The following is an 18,359-nucleotide window of genomic DNA, read 5'->3' on the forward strand; positions in this document are numbered from 1 at the left end:
GGAAATGGCCCCCCTGGGCAGCGGACGGAACGTGGCCGTTCGCACTCAGCCTCTCACATTGGCCTAGACCAATAATGAACGAGGTATGACATCTCCGCATCGCCCCAGCTCAGCGAGTTGACGGCGGATCACCTGCGGAAACCCGGTCCAGCGGAACTGAACCGAACCCCGAGGACGGGCCGTTTCCGAGGCCGTCAACCACCGGTACGACTACTGGTACGACCGCCCGGACGACCCGGCCCCGGCCTCCGCACAGCCGTCAACTTCCGTACACGGACGTCAATTCCCCGCAGACTCCGCCTTCAACTCCTTGACGAGGTGCGCGAACCGGAGGTCCGGCCGCCGCGGGATGCCGAAGCGCTCGTCGCCGTACGGGAACGGGCTGAACTCGCCGGTGCGCCGGAAGCCGCGCCGCTCGTACCAGGCGATCAGCTCGGCCCGCTGCTCGATCACCGTCATCTCCATCGCGCCGACGCCCCACTCCTCGCCCGCCACCCGCTCCGCCTCGGCCAGCACGGCCCGGCCGATGCCGCCGCCCTGCAGGCCCGGACGCACCGAGAACATGCCGAAGTAGGCCAGCCCGCCGCGCCGCTCCAGCTGGCAGCAGGCGACCAGCTCGCCGTCCCGCTCGGCGAGCAGCACCACGCCGTCGGGGTGGCCCACGGCCTCGGCGACGGCCTCCGGATTGGTGCGCCGGCCGCCCAGCAGGTCCGCCTCCGTGGTCCACCCGGCCCGGCTGGAGTCGCCCCGGTAGGCGGACTCGACCAGCGCGACCAGCGCCGGGACGTCGGCGGGCGTGGCGGGCCGGAACACGGGCTCCCCGGCGGGCCGGGCGGAGTCGGTGGCGGTCTCGATCATGGCTGGTCTCTCCTCACGTGCAGGGGGCCGCCCGTGGTGGCCGGCCCGCGGGCATCGTGCCACAGCGCCCCCGCCGCACCCGGCGCCGCCTCCGCTCGCCGCCCCTCCCCCGACCCCTCTCCCGGCCCCTCCGTCGCCCCCGCCGCCGACCCCTCCCCGGGGCCGGCCGCACCGGCAGAACCGGCAACGCCGGTTGCCGGTCATGGCGTTCCGACCGAGGTGACGTGCGTTCACCATGTGAAAAAAGATGCCTGGTGGCGGTGCCAGGTACATGGCTACTCTGCGGTACGGCCGGTCAGACCCCGGCCGAACCGGGTCATTTCGACCTTCCCCACGCTCGGACCAGAGGAGTGCTCATGCCCCGCTCTTCCCGCTCCGCCCGCACCACGGCCACCATCGCGAGCACCGCCGCGGCCGCCAGACCGGCCCACCGATGCCTACCCGCGCTGGCCGCCCTCGCCGCCGCGACCGCGCTGGTCGCCGGCGCCGCCGCCCCCGCGTACGCGGCCGACCCCGCCCCGGTCGCCCCCGTCGCCGAGGGCCGTCCCGGCTTCCACCCCGAGCAGGACTTCGCCGGCTCCACGGTCGCCGCCCGCGAGGGGCGAAGCACCGCCGCCCCGTTCGCCTCCCTCGCCGCCACCCAGACCCCGGGGCTGGACGTCTCCGGCTACCAGGGCAACGTCAACTGGTCCTCGGTAGCGGCCAACGGCGCCAAGTTCGCCTACGTCAAGGCGACCGAGGGCACCGGCTACACCAACCCGTCCTTCGCCCAGCAGTACAACGGCTCGTACAACGCCGGCCTGGTCCGCGGCGCCTACCACTTCGCGCTGCCGAACGCCTCCTCCGGCGCCACCCAGGCCAACTACTTCGTCAGCCACGGCGGCGGCTGGTCCGCCGACGGCAAGACCCTGCCGCCCGCGCTGGACATCGAGTACAACCCCTACGGCGCCACCTGCTACGGCCTCAGCCAGAGCGCCATGGTCAGCTGGATCCGCGACTTCAGCAACACCGTGCACTCCCGCACCGGCCGCTACCCCACCATCTACACCACTACCAACTGGTGGAGCCAGTGCACCGGCGACAACGGCGGCTTCGGCACCACCAACCCGCTCTGGATAGCCCGCTACGCCTCCTCCGTCGGCACCCTGCCGAACGGCTGGGGCTACCAGACCTTCTGGCAGTTCGCCGACTCCGGCACCTTCCCCGGTGACCAGAACTACTTCAACGGCGCGGCCGACCGCCTCCGCGCCCTCGCCCTGGGCTGACCCCGCGGAAAGGGCGTCGCCCCCGGCCTGGACCGGGGGCGACGTCCGGGAGGTACGGATGTCCGGGCTCAGCCGTCGATGCGGTGCTGGCTCCAGAAGGAGCTCAGGTCCACCGTGGTGGCGGCCTGGGCCGCGGCCTTGAACTCCGCGGTGGTGGAGACGCCGTACCAGTGCGCCTGCGCGTAGTTCCGCAGCAGCGTGGTCATCGCGCTGTCGCCGATCGTCCGGCGCAGGTCGTGCAGGGCGCACTTGCCGTAGCCGTAGACGACCGTCGAGTAGCGCGAGGAGTTGGCGTCCCAGTACGCCATCGAGTTGGTGATCCGCTCCGCCGAGGACGCCCAGGAGACGCTGTTCCAGCAGCCGTTGCCGGTCTTGCCGAGGGCGAGGTCGGTGGCGTAGTCGGTGAAGGCCTCGTCCAGCCAGGGGCCGTTGTACTCGTCGTCGCCGACGATGCCGTACCACCACTGGTGGCCGATCTCGTGGGTGAGCGCCGTGGTGCTGACCAGGTCGAGGACGAAGCCCGGGTACTCCATGCCGCCGAACCAGAAGTTGTTGTCGAGCACCGCGTCCAACTCGCCGTACGGGTAGGCGCCGAAGCGCTGGGCGTGGGCGTCGACCGCCGAGGTCGCGGTGGAGAGCATCGACTGGGAGTCGGCCGCGCTGATCCCCGCCACCGAGTAGACGTTGACCTTCACCCCGGCGGCGGAGGTGCCGGAGATCTTCGTGAACGGCCCGGCGCCCCAGGCGAAGTCGCGCACCTTGCTCGCGGTCGCCTTGGTGACGGTCCGCCCGGCCGTGCCGGGGGTGTCCACCGAGGTGCCGGTCGCGGGCACCAGCAGACCGCTCGGGTGATCCAGGGTGACGGCGAAGTCCGCGGCCACCGAGTAGAAGGACTCGCCGTTGTTGGTGTACGGGTCGAGGTGCCAGCCGGCCGCGTCCCGTATCGCCAGGACGGGCAGGGCGTTGCCGAGGAAGTTGTACGCGCCGTCGTGGCCGAAGCGGTCCGCGCCGCTCGGCACGGTGATGCCGAGGTCGAAGGCGACGGTGCCGCTCTGGCCCTGGGCGAGCGGGGCCGGCAGGGTGATCTTGAGCGCGGTGCAGTTCACCGTGAGCGGTGAGGGCGTGCCGCCGGTCACGTTGGTCACCGTGATCGGGGTGCTGGGGCAGCTGCCGTGGGCGTTGTCCCACAGCCGCAGGTACACCTCGTTCAGCGGGTCGGGCGAGGCGTTGGTGAACGTCACGCTCTCGTGCCCGGTCCAACTGCCGCCGGAGGAGTCGCTGGTGAGGCCGACGGTGTACGTCGGCGCGACCGGGGTGCGGGTCGGGTCGCCGGGCTGGGGCGACGTGCCGCCGCCGGAGACGTCCAGGGTGACGTCGTCCAGCACGAAGCTGGTCTGCAGGCTGGCGTCCTCGACGCCGGTGAAGGCGAGCGTCACGGACTGGCCGGCGAAGGCGGAGACGTCGAGCGTCCTGTGCACGTACCCGGCCTTCGCGTCCAGGTTGGAGTAGGTGGCCAGGGTGGTGGAGCCGAGTTTGACGGTCAGCTTGTCGTACGCGGTGCTGCCGGTCGTCTCGGCGGTGTCGACGTGCAGCCAGAACCCGAGCGTCGCGGTGCCGCACCCGGCGGGGAGGGTGACGGACTGCGAGAGCGTGTCGGTGTGGCTGGAGCCGTAGCCGTCGAGCCAGGCGTAGGAGCTGCCGGAGTGGGCGCTCTGGCCGGTGTCGGCGGTGATCGCGCCGCTCGGCGCCGACCAGGACGAACCACCGGACTCGAAACCGCCGTTGGCCACCACCTGGGCGGGTGTGCAGTCCGCGGCGCTCGCCACATTGGGGGTGGCGAGCGCCGCGAGGCCGGTCGCCGCGAACAGGGCGGCGCCGGTCAGGGCAGGCAGGAGTCTTCTCATCGGAGCCTCTCGTGGGGAGCGGGCCGGGAGCAGCAGCGTGACAGCAAACCCGCACCTTTGAAAGGCTCATGACATGAGACGCATACGCCTCACCCCACCCGACGGAAGCCCTACCGCAGCACCGGGAGCACCGCCTCGGCGCTGCGGCCGGTCGCCGCCTCGATGAAGGCCACCGGGTCGGCCACCTCCGCCAGCAGGGCGCGGGTGAAGTGCAGCGCCCCCTCGGCGGGCGGCGGGCCGCCGACGGCCGCGATCAGGTCGAGCAGGTGGACGGTCGCCTCCATCAGCGCCACCTCGCCGAGCGCGCCGACCGTCACGCTGCCGAGCAGCGGGTGCGCCACCGTGGTCCCCGGCGGCAGGTCCGCGAGGCCCGCCAGCGCCGCCGGGCCCTCGACACCGAACCGGGCGATCAGCACGGCGGGTTCGGCCACCTCGGCGGTCCGCTTCGCCGCCTCGGCGACCTGCCCGGCGGCGGTGTGGGCGATGCCGCCCGGCCGGTTGTAGGCACGCAGGATGCCGGCCCCGTCGGCCACCTCGGCCGGCGTGTCCAGGACGGCCGCGCGCAGCCCGGTGAACATCTCCGGCACCGGCGCCACGTGCGCGAACAGCTCCCGTACGGTCCACTCGGGCAGCCGGGTGGGACGGTCCCAGTCCTCGGCGGCCAGGGCCGCGCCCCGCTCCGCCCAGGAGGTCCAGGCCTCCGCCAACAGCACGCGCACGGGATCGTTCTGACTGTTCATCGGCTCTCCTCGGGACGGTGATCACGGGATCGCCCCACGCTATCCCGGGCCCGCGGAAAGCCGTTTGCCACCCCCGCCCCGGGCCGTCACCATCGACCCATGACCGTCTCCGCCACCCGCCCGCTGCCCGTACCCGCCGCCACCCGCCCGGCCCCGGTCCAGCAGCAGCCCGGCCGCCCCCGGAGGCCCGACGCCCCCCGCGCGTGAGGGCGGCGCTGGCCGCGGGGCTGCTCGCCGGGCTCGGCGTGGCCGTCCCGGTGGGGGCCGTCGGGGCCTACCTGGTGTCGCTCACCGCACGCACCTCGCTGCGCACCGGCGCCTGCGCCGCCCTCGGCGTGGCCACCGCGGACGGGCTGTACGCCCTGCTCGCGGCGGCCGGCGGCACCGGCCTCGCACCGCTGCTCGAACCGGTCGCCCGGCCGCTGCGGATCGCCTCCGCCCTGGTGCTGCTCGCCCTGGCCGCCCGGACGGCCGCCACCGCGCTGCGCGGCCGCTCCGGCCCCGCCGCCGGAGCGCGGCCGTCGCCGCCCACCCCCGCCCGGGCCTTCCTCACCCTGCTGGGCATCACCCTGCTGAACCCGCTCACCGTGCTCTACTTCGCCGCCCTGGTGCTCGGCGGCGGCAGCCAGGACGGCGTCCCCGCCCGGGCGGCCTTCACCCTCGGCGCCTTCGCCGCCTCCGCCTGCTGGCAACTGCTGCTGGCCTCCGGCGGCGCCCTGCTCGGCCGGGCCCTCACCGGCCCGCGCGGCCGGCTGCTCACCGCCCTCGGCTCCGCCGCCCTGGTCGCCGCCCTCGCCGTCCGGCTGCTGCTCGACTGAGGCCGGCGCCGGGCGTGGTGACCGGCGCCGCCGGGTCGGACGCGCTCAGCGGCCGGGCGCCGGAAGGAGGTTGGCGAGCGGGTGCGGAGTGGCGTCACACACCGCGACCGGCCCCGCCACCCCGGTCGCCGCCCCCACCACCCCTCCCCCGGTCATCTGACCAGCGGGATCGGCAGCACCGCCGCCGCGCGGCCGCGCGCCCGTTTACGTCCTATTCCTCCCTTGTATCCTGGTTCTGTATCCGCTGAGTGACATCCGCCGAAGACCCAGCCCGGCAGCGGGCCCCGCGCCCAAGCCGAGCCGACCGCCCGACGACGCTGCCACCGACCCGGAGGAGTGCGGAGATGGCCGAGCAGGACGCCCCCGAGAGGCGGGGCCGACTGAGCCGCCCGCTGGTACTGGGCGCCGCCGTGGCCCTGGTCGACCGCGAGGGCCTGGCCGCGCTGACCATGCGCAGGCTGGCCGCCGATCTCGGCGTGGAGTCGATGGCCCTGTACCGCTACACCCCGGGCAAGGAGGCGCTGATCGACGGCCTGGTCGAGGCCTACTTCGACGAGATCAACGCCCGGCTGCGGGCCGGCGCCGCCCGCGGCCCCCACGAGGACGGCTGGCGCGCCGAACTGCGCCGGATCGCCCGGGCGTTCGCCGCCACCGCGCACGCCCACCCCGAGATCCTGCCGCTGGTCGCGACCCGCCCGCTGGCCGTCCCGGTGGCCCGCCGCCCGGCCTCGGTGCTGGAGCTCACCGAGCACATCCTGGCCGTGCTCGGCCGGGCCGGCTTCGACGACGCCGGCGCGCTGACCGTCTACCGCACCTTCGTCGCCTGGAACCTCGGCTGCCTGCTGGTGGACAAGCGCCAGGTGGTCGACAACCCGAACGAGCCGGACCCGGCCCTGCGGCTCGGCCTGCACCGGCTGCCCGCCACCGACTACCCCAGGCTGCGCGCCCTGGTGCCCCGGTTCTCCGACTTCGACGACGAGGCCGAGATGCTGAGCGGCCTGGACAGCCTGCTCGACGGGATGCCCGAGCCGCCCCTTGACGGCTTCTACGGCGGCGACGCATCCTGAGGATACGAGGTACACGTCGGACATATCCGCTCGAATCCGGCACCGCTGAGCCGACCGTGGGCCGCGCTCCCCCGGCGCCCGAGAAGAGGTCGCCATGTCCGCCGTTCCCACCCGACCGCCCCGACCCGACATCCTGCGACTCCGCGTCACCGCCAGGGACCCGGAGGTCCTGCGCGCCCTGCTGCGCGAGGCCCGCCCCGACACCGGTGGCCGCCCGCACGTCGAACCGGACGGCAGCGTCGGCATCGACGTCTACGCCCCGGAGGACCGGATCGCCGCCCTCGAACGCGAGGGCGTCACCGTCACCCGGATCGGCAACGCCAGCGAGGCCGGCCGCGCCGCCCAGGCCGAGGTCGGCACCGGCGACCGGTTCGCCGCCGCCGACGCCGTCCCGCACGGCCTCGCCGCCAAGCCCGCCGGCTGAGCCGGGAGGTCGTCATGCCGTACCTGAACATCACCGAGGTCGAGTCCGCCGTGGCCAGCCTGGCCACCGCCTACCCCGGCACGTCCGAACTGCTCACCCTGCCCGAGCCCTCCATCGAGGGCCGCACCGCCCACGCCCTCAGGATCGGTGCACCGGCCCCGGTGCCCAAGAGCTGCGTGATGATGATCGGCGGTGTGCACGCCCGTGAATGGGGCAGCTGCGAGATCCTCGTCCACCTCGCCGCCGACCTGCTGGAGGCCCAACGCGACGGCACCGGCCTCGGCTACGGCGGCACCGTCTTCACCGCCGACCAGGTCCGCAACCTGCTCCAGCGGCTGGACCTGGTGTTCTTCCCGCTGGTCAACCCGGACGGCCGACTGTTCAGCCAGACCGCCGACCCGATGTGGCGCAAGAACCGCGACCCGGCCAACGCCGGCGGCAGCACGAACCCCGACTGCGTCGGCGTCGACCTCAACCGCAACTACGACTTCCTCTTCGACTTCGCCACCGCCTTCGCCCCGACCGCCACCCCGCAGGTGTCGGCCGACCCGTGCGACCAGCAGGTCTACGAGGGCCCGAGCGCCTTCTCCGAGCCCGAGACCCGCAACGTCCGCTGGCTGCTGGACCAGTTCCCGCGGACCGGGTGGTTCGTCGACGTGCACAGCTACTCCCAGGACATGCTCTACAACTGGGGCGACGACGAGAACCAGTCGGTCACCCCCGCCATGAACTTCCGCAACAGCCAGTACGACGGCAAGCGCGGCCTGCCCGGCGACGTCGCGTACGCGGAGTACATCCCCAAGACCGACGCCGACACCGCCGTGCTGCTCGCCGAGGCCTTCTGCCAGGGCCTGCACGGCGTGCGCGGCCTGGCGTACAAGCCGCTGAGCGGCTTCCACCTGTACCCGACCAGCGGCACCAGCGACGACTACGTCTTCGCCCGCCACTTCGTCGACCCCGAGCAGGGGAAGGTGCTCGGCTTCACCGTCGAGTGGGGCACGCAGTTCCACCCGCCGTGGGCCGAGATGCAGCGGATCGTCCTCGACGTGGACGCCGGGCTCGTGCGGTTCTGCCTGGCCACCGCCTGAACCCCTGCCCCGAAAGCCACAGTGCCCGACAGCAGGGCGCCCGCCACGACCGGTCGTGGCGGGCGCCTTGGGATGCGGGGGTGCGCGGGTGCTCAGGCGGCCCGGTGGAAGAAGAACGGGTCGATGGACGGCGGCACCCGGGTGACCCCGTCCGAGCTGAGCAGCTGGTGGGTGGTGAAGTTGGCGTTGCGCTGGTAGGTCACGCCCACCGGGAAGTTGGCCCGGTCGGGGGTGTTGTTTCCGGCGAAGACGCCGTAGAAGTCCCTTCCGACCGTGACCATCCGGAGGTAGTCCCCCAGGTACGGCAGCTGCGTCCCGGCCGGCGGCACGTCGCCCGGGGCCTGGTGCAGCACATGGCTCTCCGTGGTCCCGAAGCCGTCGGCGGTCAGTTCCAGCACCGTCGACCACTGGTTGTGGACCAGCTGCTGGTAGACCAGCCCGACCAGGCCGTCGGAGTTGACCGCCAGCGACGGGTTCTTGCCGTTGACCACGTCCGGGCGGGCCGCGGCCCAGGTCTGGCCCCGGTCCGCCGAGTGACGGCTGTGCAGCACGTAGTCGGTGGGGGCGGTTCCGCCGAGGTTGTCGCAGTAGGCGATCCAGACGCTGTTGGAGTCCGTGGGGTCCACGGCGACGGCCAGGTCCGCACCGGTGCGCTCCTGGCCCAGCGACCGCTGGTGCGGGTTGAACCGGGCCTTGCGGCCGGTGACCACGCGCTGGCCGACGTCGCCGACGGCCGAGTCGAGGAGGTCCTCGAAGGGGTTCGGTCCGACGCCGCCCTTGTCGTCACGGGTCATCACGACGTCGAAGGTGATCAGGGCCCCCGCGCCGGTGGCGGTCACGCTCAGGAAGGCGACGTAGATCGTGCCGTCCGGGTGCGCGGCGATCCGCACCGGCGGCCCGTCGAAGAGCGTGCCGGTGTGCCGGTCGAGCTTGACGGGCGCGAAACCGGCCGGAGCGGGCCCGGTGCCGGCGTCGTTCGAGACGTCCACGGTGGCGGTGCCGCCGGGCTGGGCGACGTCGTTGCTGCCGATGTACACCCGGTCGCCGCTGCCACCGTTCGCCGTGACCGTGGTGGCGACGACCCAGGGCTGGTCCTCCCCGCTCCGGTCGACGAGCACGGCCATCGGCGTGCTCGCGGTGATGTCCGGTGCGCGCAGGATCTGCAGGTCGCCGCTCTGGCCGTTGAGGATGCCGGTGTAGAGCCGGCCCCCCGCCCCGCCGAAGCCGACGCTGATGTCCCCGGTGCCGAGTGCCCCGTTGCCCGGGACGACGCTGTTCAGCACCCAGGTGTCCCCGCCGTCCGTCGAAACGTAGACGGGGGCGAGCGGCCCGTTCATCGGGTCGGGGGTGAAGGCGGTCGCGACCATCTCCAGCGGGTTCTCCGGGTCGACCGCGAGGTTGGGCTCACTGTCCAGGTTGGTGTCGCCGCTCAGCGCCTTCGGGGTGATGTTGACGACCTTGATGGTGGGCATGTCGGCTCACCTCCGTTCCCGCAGCACGGCGAGCTTCTGCGCCGGCTGGTAGTCCTCGGGATGGAGCAGCCGGTACGGCGCCCGCGCGGCGAGCTCGCCCCCGGTGGCGTGCAGCAGCCACAGGCCCAGCTGCCCGGGCGCCGGTTTGGGCACCGCGCGCCAGCGGATGTCCCCGCTGGCCGGGTAGAGCACGGTGGTCGGTCCGGGGGCGGCGCCGCCGGACTCGACGAGCGAGACGTCGAGCGTGGCGCGCCACCAGTGCGGGTCGTGCTCGGAGTACTCGGCCAGGCCGAGGTCCTCCAGGCCGACCACGGTGGCGACCACGACGGCGTCCGCCTCGGCGGCGTGCGCGGCCAGGTCCTGGTCGCGGATCTCCCGCTGCACCGAGGAGAAGGGGAGTTCGTCGGCCGTGGTGGCGGCCAGCGAGACGTGCTGCTGGACGGCGTCGGCCGGCAGCCGGCCGACCTCGGCCACGCCCAGGCCCTCCCCGTAGACCATCCCCCTGGTGAAGAAGGCCGCCGTGTCGCCGACCTTCAACAGCTCGGCGTCGGTGGCCAGTTGGACGGTGATCTCGCTGCCGCCGAGCTGCCGGAAGGCCGCGGGTGCGTGCAGCACCTGGTCCACCCGGACCACGGCGGTCCGTTCGTTCCTGGCCTCGGCCGGCAGGGCGGCGAGCGAGGTGCCGCCGACCCTGGTGACGGTGCCGAGGAAGCTCAGCGGCGCACTCCGGACGAGGTCGGTCAGCCGGGGTGCGGCGGCGGGTGCGGTGTCGGTCATGACGGTCCTCCGATCCGCTCACCGCGCGGCGCGGACCGGGGCCGGGTGCGCCCGGCGCCACTCGGTCCGCGCGCCGAGCGCGCACCCGGCGGTGACGGCGGCCGCGAGCGCGACCACCAGCCACTCCGCGGCGCCGCTGCCGGCGTCCGGGTCGAGGCCGAGCAGCGTCTCGATCCACTGCGGCCACACCAGGGTGAGCAGGAACAGGAGCCCGGACAGCGCGCCGAGGGCCGTCTCCAGCCAGAATCGCGGGCGCACCGGGCTCGGTCGTCGATGGGCGGGGGCTTGTTGGGAAGGCATTGCCGCGCCTCCCCTCTCCCTCCACCCGGGCCGCGCCCGGCGCGCCACGCGCGCCGTCCCGGTGCCGCCGGGCCGCACGGGCCCCGCGACACGGCCGGCCGGACCGGCCCGGGTCGGGGTCTGCTCCCGTCGGCGCCGCCGGTCGGGGGCGTGGCCGCCGCGGGAGGGTGCTGCTGGGGGCGCGGCGCGGGGCCGCGCGGGGGGCCGTCTCTCGGGGCCGGGTGGCACCGAACGTCGTCGGCGCCGTACGTCTACGAGGCACACGTACGAGGGACACGTACTGCGTATACGAGTCTGCTCGCCTCGTCGCAGCAGGTCAAGGGGCCCGGAGCGGCACGGGCGGCACGGGGGCGCCGGCTCAGACCCGGGCGCCGAGCATCCGCAGGACCAGCTCCCCGTAGCGGCGCCCGAGCTCCTCCGGCGCCTCGGAGGAGTTGTCGGTGTACCAGCGGGAGACGTCGATGCCCAGCGAGGTGACCGCGCGGGCCGCCGTCCGCACCTCCGCCACCTGGAACTCCCCCGCCGCCACGCCCGCCTCGATCAGCGCGCTGACCTCGCGCTCGATGTCCAGCCGCAGCGCCGCGACCACCGCGTAGGCGTCCTCGGGCAGCGCGTGCAGCTCGTAGTTGACCACCCGGCCGACCGTCCGGGCCCGGGCGTGCCAGGCGGTGAACTGCTCGACCAGCTCCCGCATCCGCTCGGCCGGTCCGCCCCCGCCGGCCACCGCGCCCCGGACCAGGGTCAGCGTGGCGGCGTGCCCGGCCCGGCTGATCTCGGCCAGCAGCGCGGCCTTCGACTGGTAGTGGATGTACAGCGCGGCCGGACTCATCCCCGCCGCCGTGGCGATGTCCCGGGTGGTGGTGGCGTGGAAGCCGCGCTCCGCGAACGACTCGACGGCGGCCTGGAGCAGCCGGTACGCCGCTTCGGGGCGGGCGTCGGCGCCGGGCAGGGTCGGCCAGAGGTCGGCGAGCGGGGTGCTGGTCATGGCGTCATCCTCCCAGAGAAACTCGTACAGGCTTTCGCGCCGGCCACCCCTCGGCCCGACCTCCGGCCCGGGCCGGCGTGCGACGGGCAAGCGGTCGGCGGACTGTTGACAGCCTCCCGCACCGACAGCATGCTGAGCAAGCGCTTAGTCAGCTGACAGCAGGGATCCCCCGCACGAAAGGCAGGACGCTCCGTGGTGCACTCCTTCAAGGGCCGGGTGGCCGTCGTCACCGGATCGAGCCGGGGCATCGGCCTCGGCATCGCCCGCGAGCTGGTCGACCGCGGGGCCAGGGTCTGCCTCACCGCCCGCAACCCGGAGCCGCTGGCCGCGGCCGTCCGCGACCTGGGCGGCCCGGAGAACGCGATCGCCGTCGCGGGCAAGGCCGACGACCCGGCGCACCAGGAGGAGACCGTCGCCCGCACCCTGGAGGCCTTCGGCCGGCTCGACCACCTGGTCAACAACACCGGCATCAACCCGGTCTACGGGCCGGTCCTCGACACCGACGAGGCCGCCGCCGCCAAGATCCTCGCCGTCAACGTGCTGGCCCCGCTGGCCTGGACCCGCCGCGCGCACGCCGCGTGGCTGGGCGAGCACGGCGGCTCGGTCGTCAACGTCGCCTCCATCGCGGGCATCCGCTCCTCGCTCGGGATCGGCATGTACGGCGTCAGCAAGGCCGCGCTGATCCGGCTCACCACCGAACTCGCCGCCGAGCTGGGCCCCCAGGGCATCCGGGTCAACGCCGTCGCCCCCGCCGTGGTCAAGACCAGGTTCGCCGAGGCCCTGTACGAGGGCCGCGAGGAGAAGGTCGCCAAGGCCTACCCGCTCGGCCGCCTCGGCGTCCCCGAGGACATCGCCGGCGCCGTCGCCTTCCTGCTCTCCCCCGACGCCGGCTGGATCACCGGCCAGACCCTGGTCGTCGACGGCGGGGTCACCCTGGGCGGCGGCATGTGACCTGGAGGTCACCGCCCCTCGGCGATGACCTCCAGGGCCGGGCGGGGCGCGCGGCCGAGCAGGGCCGCGAGGTCGCCCGGCCCGCCCGGGCCGGCGAGGAAGCCGTGGGCGATCGCCGAGTAGGTGCCCACCACCATCGGCACCTGGAAGTCCCGCGCGTCCGAGGCCGCCACCGCCGCCCGGGCGTCCGTCAGCCGTCCCGGCCGGTACGCGGCGCCGAGGGCCTCGGCCACCTCCGCGCCGCCCACCGCCCGTTCCCCCACCAGCTCGTACGTCCGGCCCGCGTGCCCGGCGGGCGCCAGGGCGACGTTCACCGCCGCCTCGGCCAGGTCCGCCCGGGCCACCGCCGCGAGCCGCCCGTCGCCGAGCGGGGCGCTGATCACCCCGTCCGGGCCGGGGGCGGTGATCGCGCCCAGGAACTCGGCGTACAGGCCGTTGCGCAGCACCGTCCAGCGCAGGGTGGCGGACGCGCGCAGCCGCCGCTCGGTCCAGCGGTGGGCGAGGGCGTAGGGCAGGTGGTCGCCGTCGCCGGAGAGGCTGGTGTAGACCACGTGATCGACGCCCGCCCGCTCCGCCGCCCCGATCGCGGCGCCGTGCCGGGCGATCACCACGTCGTCCTCGGCGGCGCCGGCCGAGATCAGCAGCAGGGTCCGCACGCCGGTGAAGGCCTCCGCCAGTGTCCGCGGGCGGTCGAAGTCCACCAGCCGGGCCGGGACGCCCGCCGGCACCCGCTGCGGTGTGCGCGAGCCCGCGACGACGCCCTCCCGCCCGGCGAGCCGCTCCAGTACGAGCGCGCCCAGGCCTCCGTTGACTCCGGTGACGAGCAGCATGGGGTTCCTCCAGGGATGGTCGGTCGAGCAGATGATCGTTCGTCGGCTTCGCGACCATCCTCGGTAGCCTGGGCGTCCGGCGTAAGGAGGCACTTCCATGTCAGCAGGGCACACCGCGGTAACCACCCCCCGCCCGGTGGTCTGGTGCGAGGAGGGCGTGGACTGCGGGATCCGCGACCTGCTGGACCGCCTGGGCGACAAGTGGTCCGTCCTCACCGTCGTCGAACTCGCCCAGGGCGTACGGCGGTTCCGCGAGCTGCAGCGCGCGCTGCCGGGCATCTCGCAGCGGATGCTCACCCTGACCGTGCGCCGCCTGGAACGGGACGGCATGGTCTCGCGGACCGTCCACCCGACCGTCCCGCCGCAGGTGGAGTACGAGCTGACGCCGCTCGGCCACAGCCTGACCCACCTGGTGCGGGCGATGACGGACTGGTCGTACGACCACCACGACGCGATCGTCGACTCCCGGCGGCGGTGGGACGGGGCCAACCCGGGCTCCGGGATCCGCTGACCCCGTCCGGTGTCCCCGGCACGCCGGGCCCGGCTACCGCTCGTACGCCATCTCCGGGAAGCGCGCCGAGGGCCCGTCCAGCAGGTGGTCGTCCTGGCCGCGCAGCCAGCGGTCGAAGAAGGACGCGACGTAGCTGCGGGTGGCGAGTTCGGCCCGGCCGGGGCGGATGTCGCCGACGTCCTTGCGCAGCTGGTCGGCGCCGAGCACGCCCTGCCTGGCGAGCTGCGGGAGCAGCGGCTGGGCGTCGGTGTACGAGCCGTGCCGGGAGCCGGTGAGGGTGACGTCGGCGTGCCAGCCGGTGCTGTGCCGCCACAGGGCGTTCCAGCCGGGCTGGTCGCGGTAGCCGCCGGAGTCCTCGCTGCCGGTGCCCATCAGCAGGAACGGCCGGTCGAGGCCGTCCTCGGCGACGCTGGACAGGAAGACGCCGGTGTGGCCGTCGGGGCCGGGGAAGTGCAGCTGGCCGTCCATGTTGATCCCGGCCGCGATCCGCGGGTCGTCGTGCATGGTCTGGAGCGCGGTGAAGCCGCCCGCCGACTGGCCGACCATGCCGATCCGGCCGAGGTCGAGGGCCCCGGCGACCCCGGCGGGCAGGCCAGTCCGCTCGCCGAGCGCGGCGAGCTGGTCCAGCACGAAGCGGGTGTCGGCCACCCGGGTGTCCATCGCCTTGCGCAGCACCGCGCCGACGTCCAGGCCGGGCTGCCCGAGCATGCCGGGGAGAACCGAGGGGGCCAGGTCGCCGCCGGGGAAGGCGACTTCGGAGGCCTCGTAGGTGTGGTCGACGGTGACCACCAGGTAGCCGCGCGAGGCGAGGTCCTCGACCAGCGCCGTCCCCCAGGTGCGCGGGTCGCCGAGGCCGGGCGAGTACAGCACCACCGGGCGCGGGCCGCCGGGCAGCGCCGGGGCGTCCCGGCGGGCGTGGGTGCGGATGGCCGACCAGTCGGTGCGGCCGGGCGTGGTGCCGTAGTTGAGCAGGCCGACGCCGTCCGGGCCGTCGAAGTGCCGCCCGGCGGCGGGCTCCATGTACGGGGCCCGGTCGTCGCCGGCGGCCGGCCGGGAGGTCGGGTACCAGAGGCTGATCATCAGCTCGCGCCGCTGCCCGGGGTGCCAGGGGTCCTCCCGTGCGGTGTCGGTGAGGTGCACGGCGGTGGTCCCGATCGGGTACGGCCCGCTGGGCTCCGGCAGCCAGGCCCGGGCCTGCCGCCCGGGGCTCGTGTCCCCCGGCGGCGGCAGGACCGCTCCCGCGGCCGTGCCGATCGTGCCCACCGCGGCTGCCGCCGCCAGCACCACCGCCGCCACCGCCCGTCCCGGAATTCCCATGGTGTCCCTCCGTGTTCCGATCGATCGAACACGCAGGACACTACGGTCGGGAACGGGCCGCCGCCGTCATACCTGGGGGCCAACCCGCCCCGGAATACCCGGGTGTCACACCCCTACGGGTCAGCGCCGGTACTGCCGCAGTTCCCTCCGGGCCAGCGAGCGCTTGTGCACCTCGTCCGGGCCGTCGGCCAGCCGCAGGGTGCGGTTGCCGGCCCAGAGCTGGGCGAGCGGGGTGTCCTGGCTGACGCCCGCCGCGCCGTGCGCCTGGACGGCCTTGTCCAGGATCCACTCCACGGTGCGCGGGGTGGCGATCTTGATCGCCTGGATCTCGGTGTGCGCCCCCCGGTTGCCGACGGTGTCCATCAGCCAGGCGGTCTTCAGCACCAGCAGCCGCAGCTGCTCGATCCGCACCCGGGACTCGGCGATCCAGTCCTGCACCACGCCCTGCTCGGCCAGCGGCTTCCCGAAGGCCACCCGCTCGTTGGCCCGACGGCACATCAGCTCCAGCGCCCGCTCGGCGATGCCGATGGCCCGCATGCAGTGGTGGATCCGGCCGGGGCCGAGCCGGGCCTGGGCGATGGCGAAGCCCGTACCCTCCTCGCCGATCAGGTTCCCCACCGGGACGCGGACGTCCTCGAACAGCACCTCGGCGTGGCCGCCATGGTCGGCGTCGTCGTAGCCGAACACCGTCATGCCGCGCCGGACGGTCACGCCCGGGGTGTCGCGCGGGACGAGCAGCATGCTCTGCCGGCGGTGCGGCTCGGCGGCCGGATCGGTCTTGCCCATCACGACGAGGATCCGGCAGTCGGGGTTCATCGCCCCGGTGATGTACCACTTGCGGCCGTTGACCACGTACGCGTCGCCGTCCCGCTCGATCCGGGTCGCGATGTTGGTGGCGTCCGAGGACGCGACCTCGGGCTCGGTCATCGCGAAGGCCGAGCGGATCCGGCCGTCGAGGAGGGGGCGCAGCCAGCGCTCGCGCTGCTCGGCGCTGCCGAACTGGGCGAGCAGCTCCATGTTGCCGGTGTCGGGCGCCGCACAGTTGAGCGCGGGCGGGGCCAACTGGATGCTGCGGCCGGTGATTTCGGCGAGCGGGGCGTACTGGAGGTTGGTGAGGCCGGCCCCGAGCTCACCAGGCAGGAAGAGGTTCCAGAGCTTCTGCTTGCGGGCCGCGGCCTGGAGGTCGGCGACGACGGGGGGCACGGCCCAGCGGTCGCGGGCCGGGTCGGCGAGCTGGGCGGCGAGGACGGGCTCGGCGGGGTACACGTGCTCGTCCATGAAGGCGAGCAGCTGCTCGCGGAGTTCTTCCGTCCGGGCGTCGTAGGCGAAGTCCATCGGTTCTCAGCTCTCCTTGAGGGTGCTCAGGCCGTGCCGGGCGAGGATCGGGGCCATCTCGCCGGCGCGCTCGAAGCCGGCGCCCAGGGTGCGGCCCTGCCGGAAGCGGTAGTGGATGCCCTCGGCGACGGCGGCCAGCTTGAACGAGGCGAAGGCGACGTACCAGTCGAGGTCCTCGGCCCGGCGGCCGGTCGCGTCGGCGTAGCGGGAGACGATCTCGTCGGCCTTCGGGAAGCCGGGGGCGGTCATCGCGGAGGGGATGATGCCACCGCCGACGCCCGCGAGTTCGGTGTACATCACCAGCAGACCGATGTCGGTGAGCGGGTCGCCGAGGGTGGACATCTCCCAGTCCAGGACGGCCGTGATGGTGTCGGCGTCGTCGACCAGGACGTTGTCGAGGCGGTAGTCGCCGTGCACGAGCGCGGGCGCGGGCGAGGCCGGCAGGCGCTCGGCGAGCCTGGCGTGCAGGCGGTCGAGCTCGGGCAGGTCGCGGCTGCGGGAGGCGGCCAACTGCTTGGACCAGCGGCGCAGCTGGCGCTCCAGGTAGCCCTCGGGCCGGCCGAAGTCGGCGAGGCCGACGGCGGCTGGGTCGATCCGGTGCAGGGTGGCGAGGGTGTCGACCAGCCGCTGCCCGAGCGCGTGCACCCGCCGTTCGCCGAGGGCGGCGAGCGGGGCGACGTTCCGGTGGGCGGTGCCGGGGACGTGCTCCATCAGGTACCAGGGGGCGCCGAGGGTCTCGTCGTCCGGGTCGAGCAGGAGCGTCCGGGGCACGGGCACCCCGGTGTCGCGCAGCGCCGTCATCACCCGGTACTCGCGGCCCATGTCGTGGGCGGTGGCGAGGACGTGCCCGAGCGGCGGGCGCCGCAGGACCCAGCGGGAGGCGCCGTCGCCCAGGACGTACGTCAGGTTCGAGCGGCCCCCTTCGATGAGGTCGGCCCGCAGCGGCCCCTGGAGGAGGCCGGGCAGCTCGCGCTCCAGCCGGGACCGGAGACGGGCCAGGTCCAGGCCTGGCGGGTCGACGGGGGTCTCGGCCATCGGGCGGCTCCTCGGGGTGGATCCTCATTGACTAAGCGCTTGCTTAGCATTCAGCCCGAGGATGTCCCCTGTCAATGCCCCGAAGCCCGGCCGGGGGCCCTCCGGCGGGAACGGCGACGCCCGGGTGGCGGTTCGGACGAACCGCCACCCGGGCGCGTCGAAGGGGCGGGTCTAGCGGGGTGCGGCGGGCTGGGTGGCGCCGGCCACGCCATAGACGGTGACGGCGGGCTTGGGGACCGAGGCGGGCGCGGCGGTCGCGGCACCGGCGGCGGCGACCGCGACGCCGGTGAGCACGCAGGCGGCCACCGCGGCGGCCCCGGCCGCGGCGGCGAGCCGGCTGCGGACGCTCGTGGTCGAGGGACGGTCCAGCGGGCGGTAGTACGTCCTGTTCATGGCACACCAGTCCAATCGGGAAGGTCCACGGGACGCCGCACGAGGGCCGTGGGGCGCCGGAGGTTCGCTGAGCTGGAGCGACCCTAGCCGGGGCCGGAACGGCCGGGCACGTAGCGCCATGCCCATGCCACGAACTTGGCCGAAACCCGCGTGACGCCCGATCAGTCGCTGAACCCATCGGCGGCCGCGGCCGTTGCGGTGGTGGCGACGATGAACCACCCCTCACCCCCACACCCTCCGGGGGCCTCCACCGGAGCCCGCTCGGCGCGCCATCTCCCGCGCCCCACAA

19 protein-coding genes are annotated in these 18,359 nt (G+C 74.2%); 7 read left to right on the top strand and 12 right to left on the bottom strand.

All coding sequences use genetic code 11. The features are described 5' to 3' along the window. Window positions 1-279: 279 nt before the first annotated feature. Complete coding sequence (locus ACFVU7_RS16725; RefSeq protein WP_049657166.1) at window positions 280-858, bottom strand: GNAT family N-acetyltransferase; 579 nt, start codon at window positions 856-858, stop codon at window positions 280-282. A 356-nt stretch (window positions 859-1,214) separates the two neighbouring features. On the opposite strand from ACFVU7_RS16725, the gene ACFVU7_RS16730 reads away from it, so the two are divergent. Next, a complete protein-coding gene (locus ACFVU7_RS16730; RefSeq protein ID WP_388045655.1) occupies window positions 1,215-2,123 on the top strand; it encodes a lysozyme in 909 nt (302 codons plus the stop codon). A gap of 68 nt (window positions 2,124-2,191) precedes the next feature. On the opposite strand, the gene ACFVU7_RS16735 is transcribed toward ACFVU7_RS16730, so the two are convergent. After that, a complete protein-coding gene (locus ACFVU7_RS16735) occupies window positions 2,192-4,027 on the bottom strand; it encodes a M1 family aminopeptidase (protein ID WP_388045657.1) in 1,836 nt (611 codons plus the stop codon). 110 nt (window positions 4,028-4,137) lie between these two features. Further along, window positions 4,138-4,767 (bottom strand): maleylpyruvate isomerase N-terminal domain-containing protein, encoded by a 630-nt coding sequence (locus ACFVU7_RS16740; RefSeq protein ID WP_388045658.1) that lies wholly within the window; start codon window positions 4,765-4,767, stop codon window positions 4,138-4,140. A gap of 203 nt (window positions 4,768-4,970) precedes the next feature. On the opposite strand from ACFVU7_RS16740, the gene ACFVU7_RS16745 reads away from it, so the two are divergent. The 4 genes from ACFVU7_RS16745 (at window position 4,971) to ACFVU7_RS16760 (ending at window position 8,164) form a co-directional block, all read left to right on the top strand. After that, window positions 4,971-5,585 (top strand): LysE family transporter, encoded by a 615-nt coding sequence (locus ACFVU7_RS16745; RefSeq protein WP_388045660.1) that lies wholly within the window; start codon window positions 4,971-4,973, stop codon window positions 5,583-5,585. Window positions 5,586-5,929: 344 nt separating this feature from the next. Then, window positions 5,930-6,652: a TetR/AcrR family transcriptional regulator gene (locus tag ACFVU7_RS16750; RefSeq protein WP_380782494.1), complete on the top strand. Its 723-nt coding sequence runs from the start codon at window positions 5,930-5,932 to the stop codon at window positions 6,650-6,652. Between the two features lie 94 nt (window positions 6,653-6,746). Then, entirely contained in the window at window positions 6,747-7,076 is a 330-nt protein-coding gene (locus ACFVU7_RS16755; protein WP_049658719.1) for a hypothetical protein, read from the top strand. A gap of 14 nt (window positions 7,077-7,090) precedes the next feature. Further along, on the top strand, window positions 7,091-8,164 hold the full coding sequence (locus ACFVU7_RS16760) for a M14 family metallopeptidase (RefSeq protein ID WP_380782492.1): 1,074 nt from the start codon (window positions 7,091-7,093) through the stop codon (window positions 8,162-8,164). A gap of 92 nt (window positions 8,165-8,256) precedes the next feature. Here the strand turns inward: ACFVU7_RS16760 and ACFVU7_RS16765 are convergent, their stop codons facing one another. The 4 genes from ACFVU7_RS16765 to ACFVU7_RS16780 form a co-directional block, all read right to left on the bottom strand. Beyond that, window positions 8,257-9,636 carry a hypothetical protein gene (locus ACFVU7_RS16765; RefSeq protein ID WP_388045661.1) on the bottom strand — a complete coding sequence of 460 codons (1,380 nt, stop codon included), beginning with the start codon at window positions 9,634-9,636 and terminating at the stop codon, window positions 8,257-8,259. A 6-nt stretch (window positions 9,637-9,642) separates the two neighbouring features. Next, entirely contained in the window at window positions 9,643-10,413 is a 771-nt protein-coding gene (locus ACFVU7_RS16770) for a hypothetical protein (protein WP_388045663.1), read from the bottom strand. Window positions 10,414-10,431: 18 nt separating this feature from the next. Next, a complete protein-coding gene (locus tag ACFVU7_RS16775; protein ID WP_234348641.1) occupies window positions 10,432-10,671 on the bottom strand; it encodes an ABC transporter permease in 240 nt (79 codons plus the stop codon). Between the two features lie 400 nt (window positions 10,672-11,071). After that, window positions 11,072-11,698, bottom strand: coding sequence for a TetR/AcrR family transcriptional regulator (locus ACFVU7_RS16780; protein ID WP_049660629.1), 627 nt, complete (start codon window positions 11,696-11,698; stop codon window positions 11,072-11,074). A gap of 192 nt (window positions 11,699-11,890) precedes the next feature. Between ACFVU7_RS16780 and ACFVU7_RS16785 the strand changes: the two genes are divergently transcribed. Continuing rightward, window positions 11,891-12,649 (top strand): SDR family oxidoreductase, encoded by a 759-nt coding sequence (locus tag ACFVU7_RS16785; RefSeq protein WP_388045665.1) that lies wholly within the window; start codon window positions 11,891-11,893, stop codon window positions 12,647-12,649. Between the two features lie 8 nt (window positions 12,650-12,657). On the opposite strand, the gene ACFVU7_RS16790 is transcribed toward ACFVU7_RS16785, so the two are convergent. Further along, window positions 12,658-13,479 carry an NAD(P)H-binding protein gene (locus tag ACFVU7_RS16790; protein ID WP_388045667.1) on the bottom strand — a complete coding sequence of 274 codons (822 nt, stop codon included), beginning with the start codon at window positions 13,477-13,479 and terminating at the stop codon, window positions 12,658-12,660. Window positions 13,480-13,576: 97 nt separating this feature from the next. Here ACFVU7_RS16790 and ACFVU7_RS16795 point away from each other — a divergent pair, with 97 nt between their 5' ends. Further along, window positions 13,577-13,990: a helix-turn-helix domain-containing protein gene (locus tag ACFVU7_RS16795; RefSeq protein ID WP_049651883.1), complete on the top strand. Its 414-nt coding sequence runs from the start codon at window positions 13,577-13,579 to the stop codon at window positions 13,988-13,990. Between the two features lie 33 nt (window positions 13,991-14,023). Here ACFVU7_RS16795 and ACFVU7_RS16800 read toward each other — a convergent pair whose 3' ends face one another. From ACFVU7_RS16800 to ACFVU7_RS16815, 4 genes are all read right to left on the bottom strand, one after another. Beyond that, window positions 14,024-15,307 (bottom strand): alpha/beta hydrolase family protein, encoded by a 1,284-nt coding sequence (locus ACFVU7_RS16800; protein WP_388045669.1) that lies wholly within the window; start codon window positions 15,305-15,307, stop codon window positions 14,024-14,026. Between the two features lie 120 nt (window positions 15,308-15,427). Beyond that, window positions 15,428-16,642, bottom strand: coding sequence for an acyl-CoA dehydrogenase family protein (locus ACFVU7_RS16805; protein WP_380744657.1), 1,215 nt, complete (start codon window positions 16,640-16,642; stop codon window positions 15,428-15,430). A gap of 6 nt (window positions 16,643-16,648) precedes the next feature. Further along, window positions 16,649-17,677 (bottom strand): phosphotransferase family protein, encoded by a 1,029-nt coding sequence (locus tag ACFVU7_RS16810; protein ID WP_388045671.1) that lies wholly within the window; start codon window positions 17,675-17,677, stop codon window positions 16,649-16,651. Window positions 17,678-17,848: 171 nt separating this feature from the next. Further along, complete coding sequence (locus ACFVU7_RS16815; RefSeq protein ID WP_387824120.1) at window positions 17,849-18,070, bottom strand: hypothetical protein; 222 nt, start codon at window positions 18,068-18,070, stop codon at window positions 17,849-17,851. Window positions 18,071-18,359 lie beyond the last annotated feature (289 nt).

This window comes from Kitasatospora sp. NPDC058046, from assembly GCF_042885595.1.
Taxonomy (GTDB): domain Bacteria; phylum Actinomycetota; class Actinomycetes; order Streptomycetales; family Streptomycetaceae; genus Kitasatospora.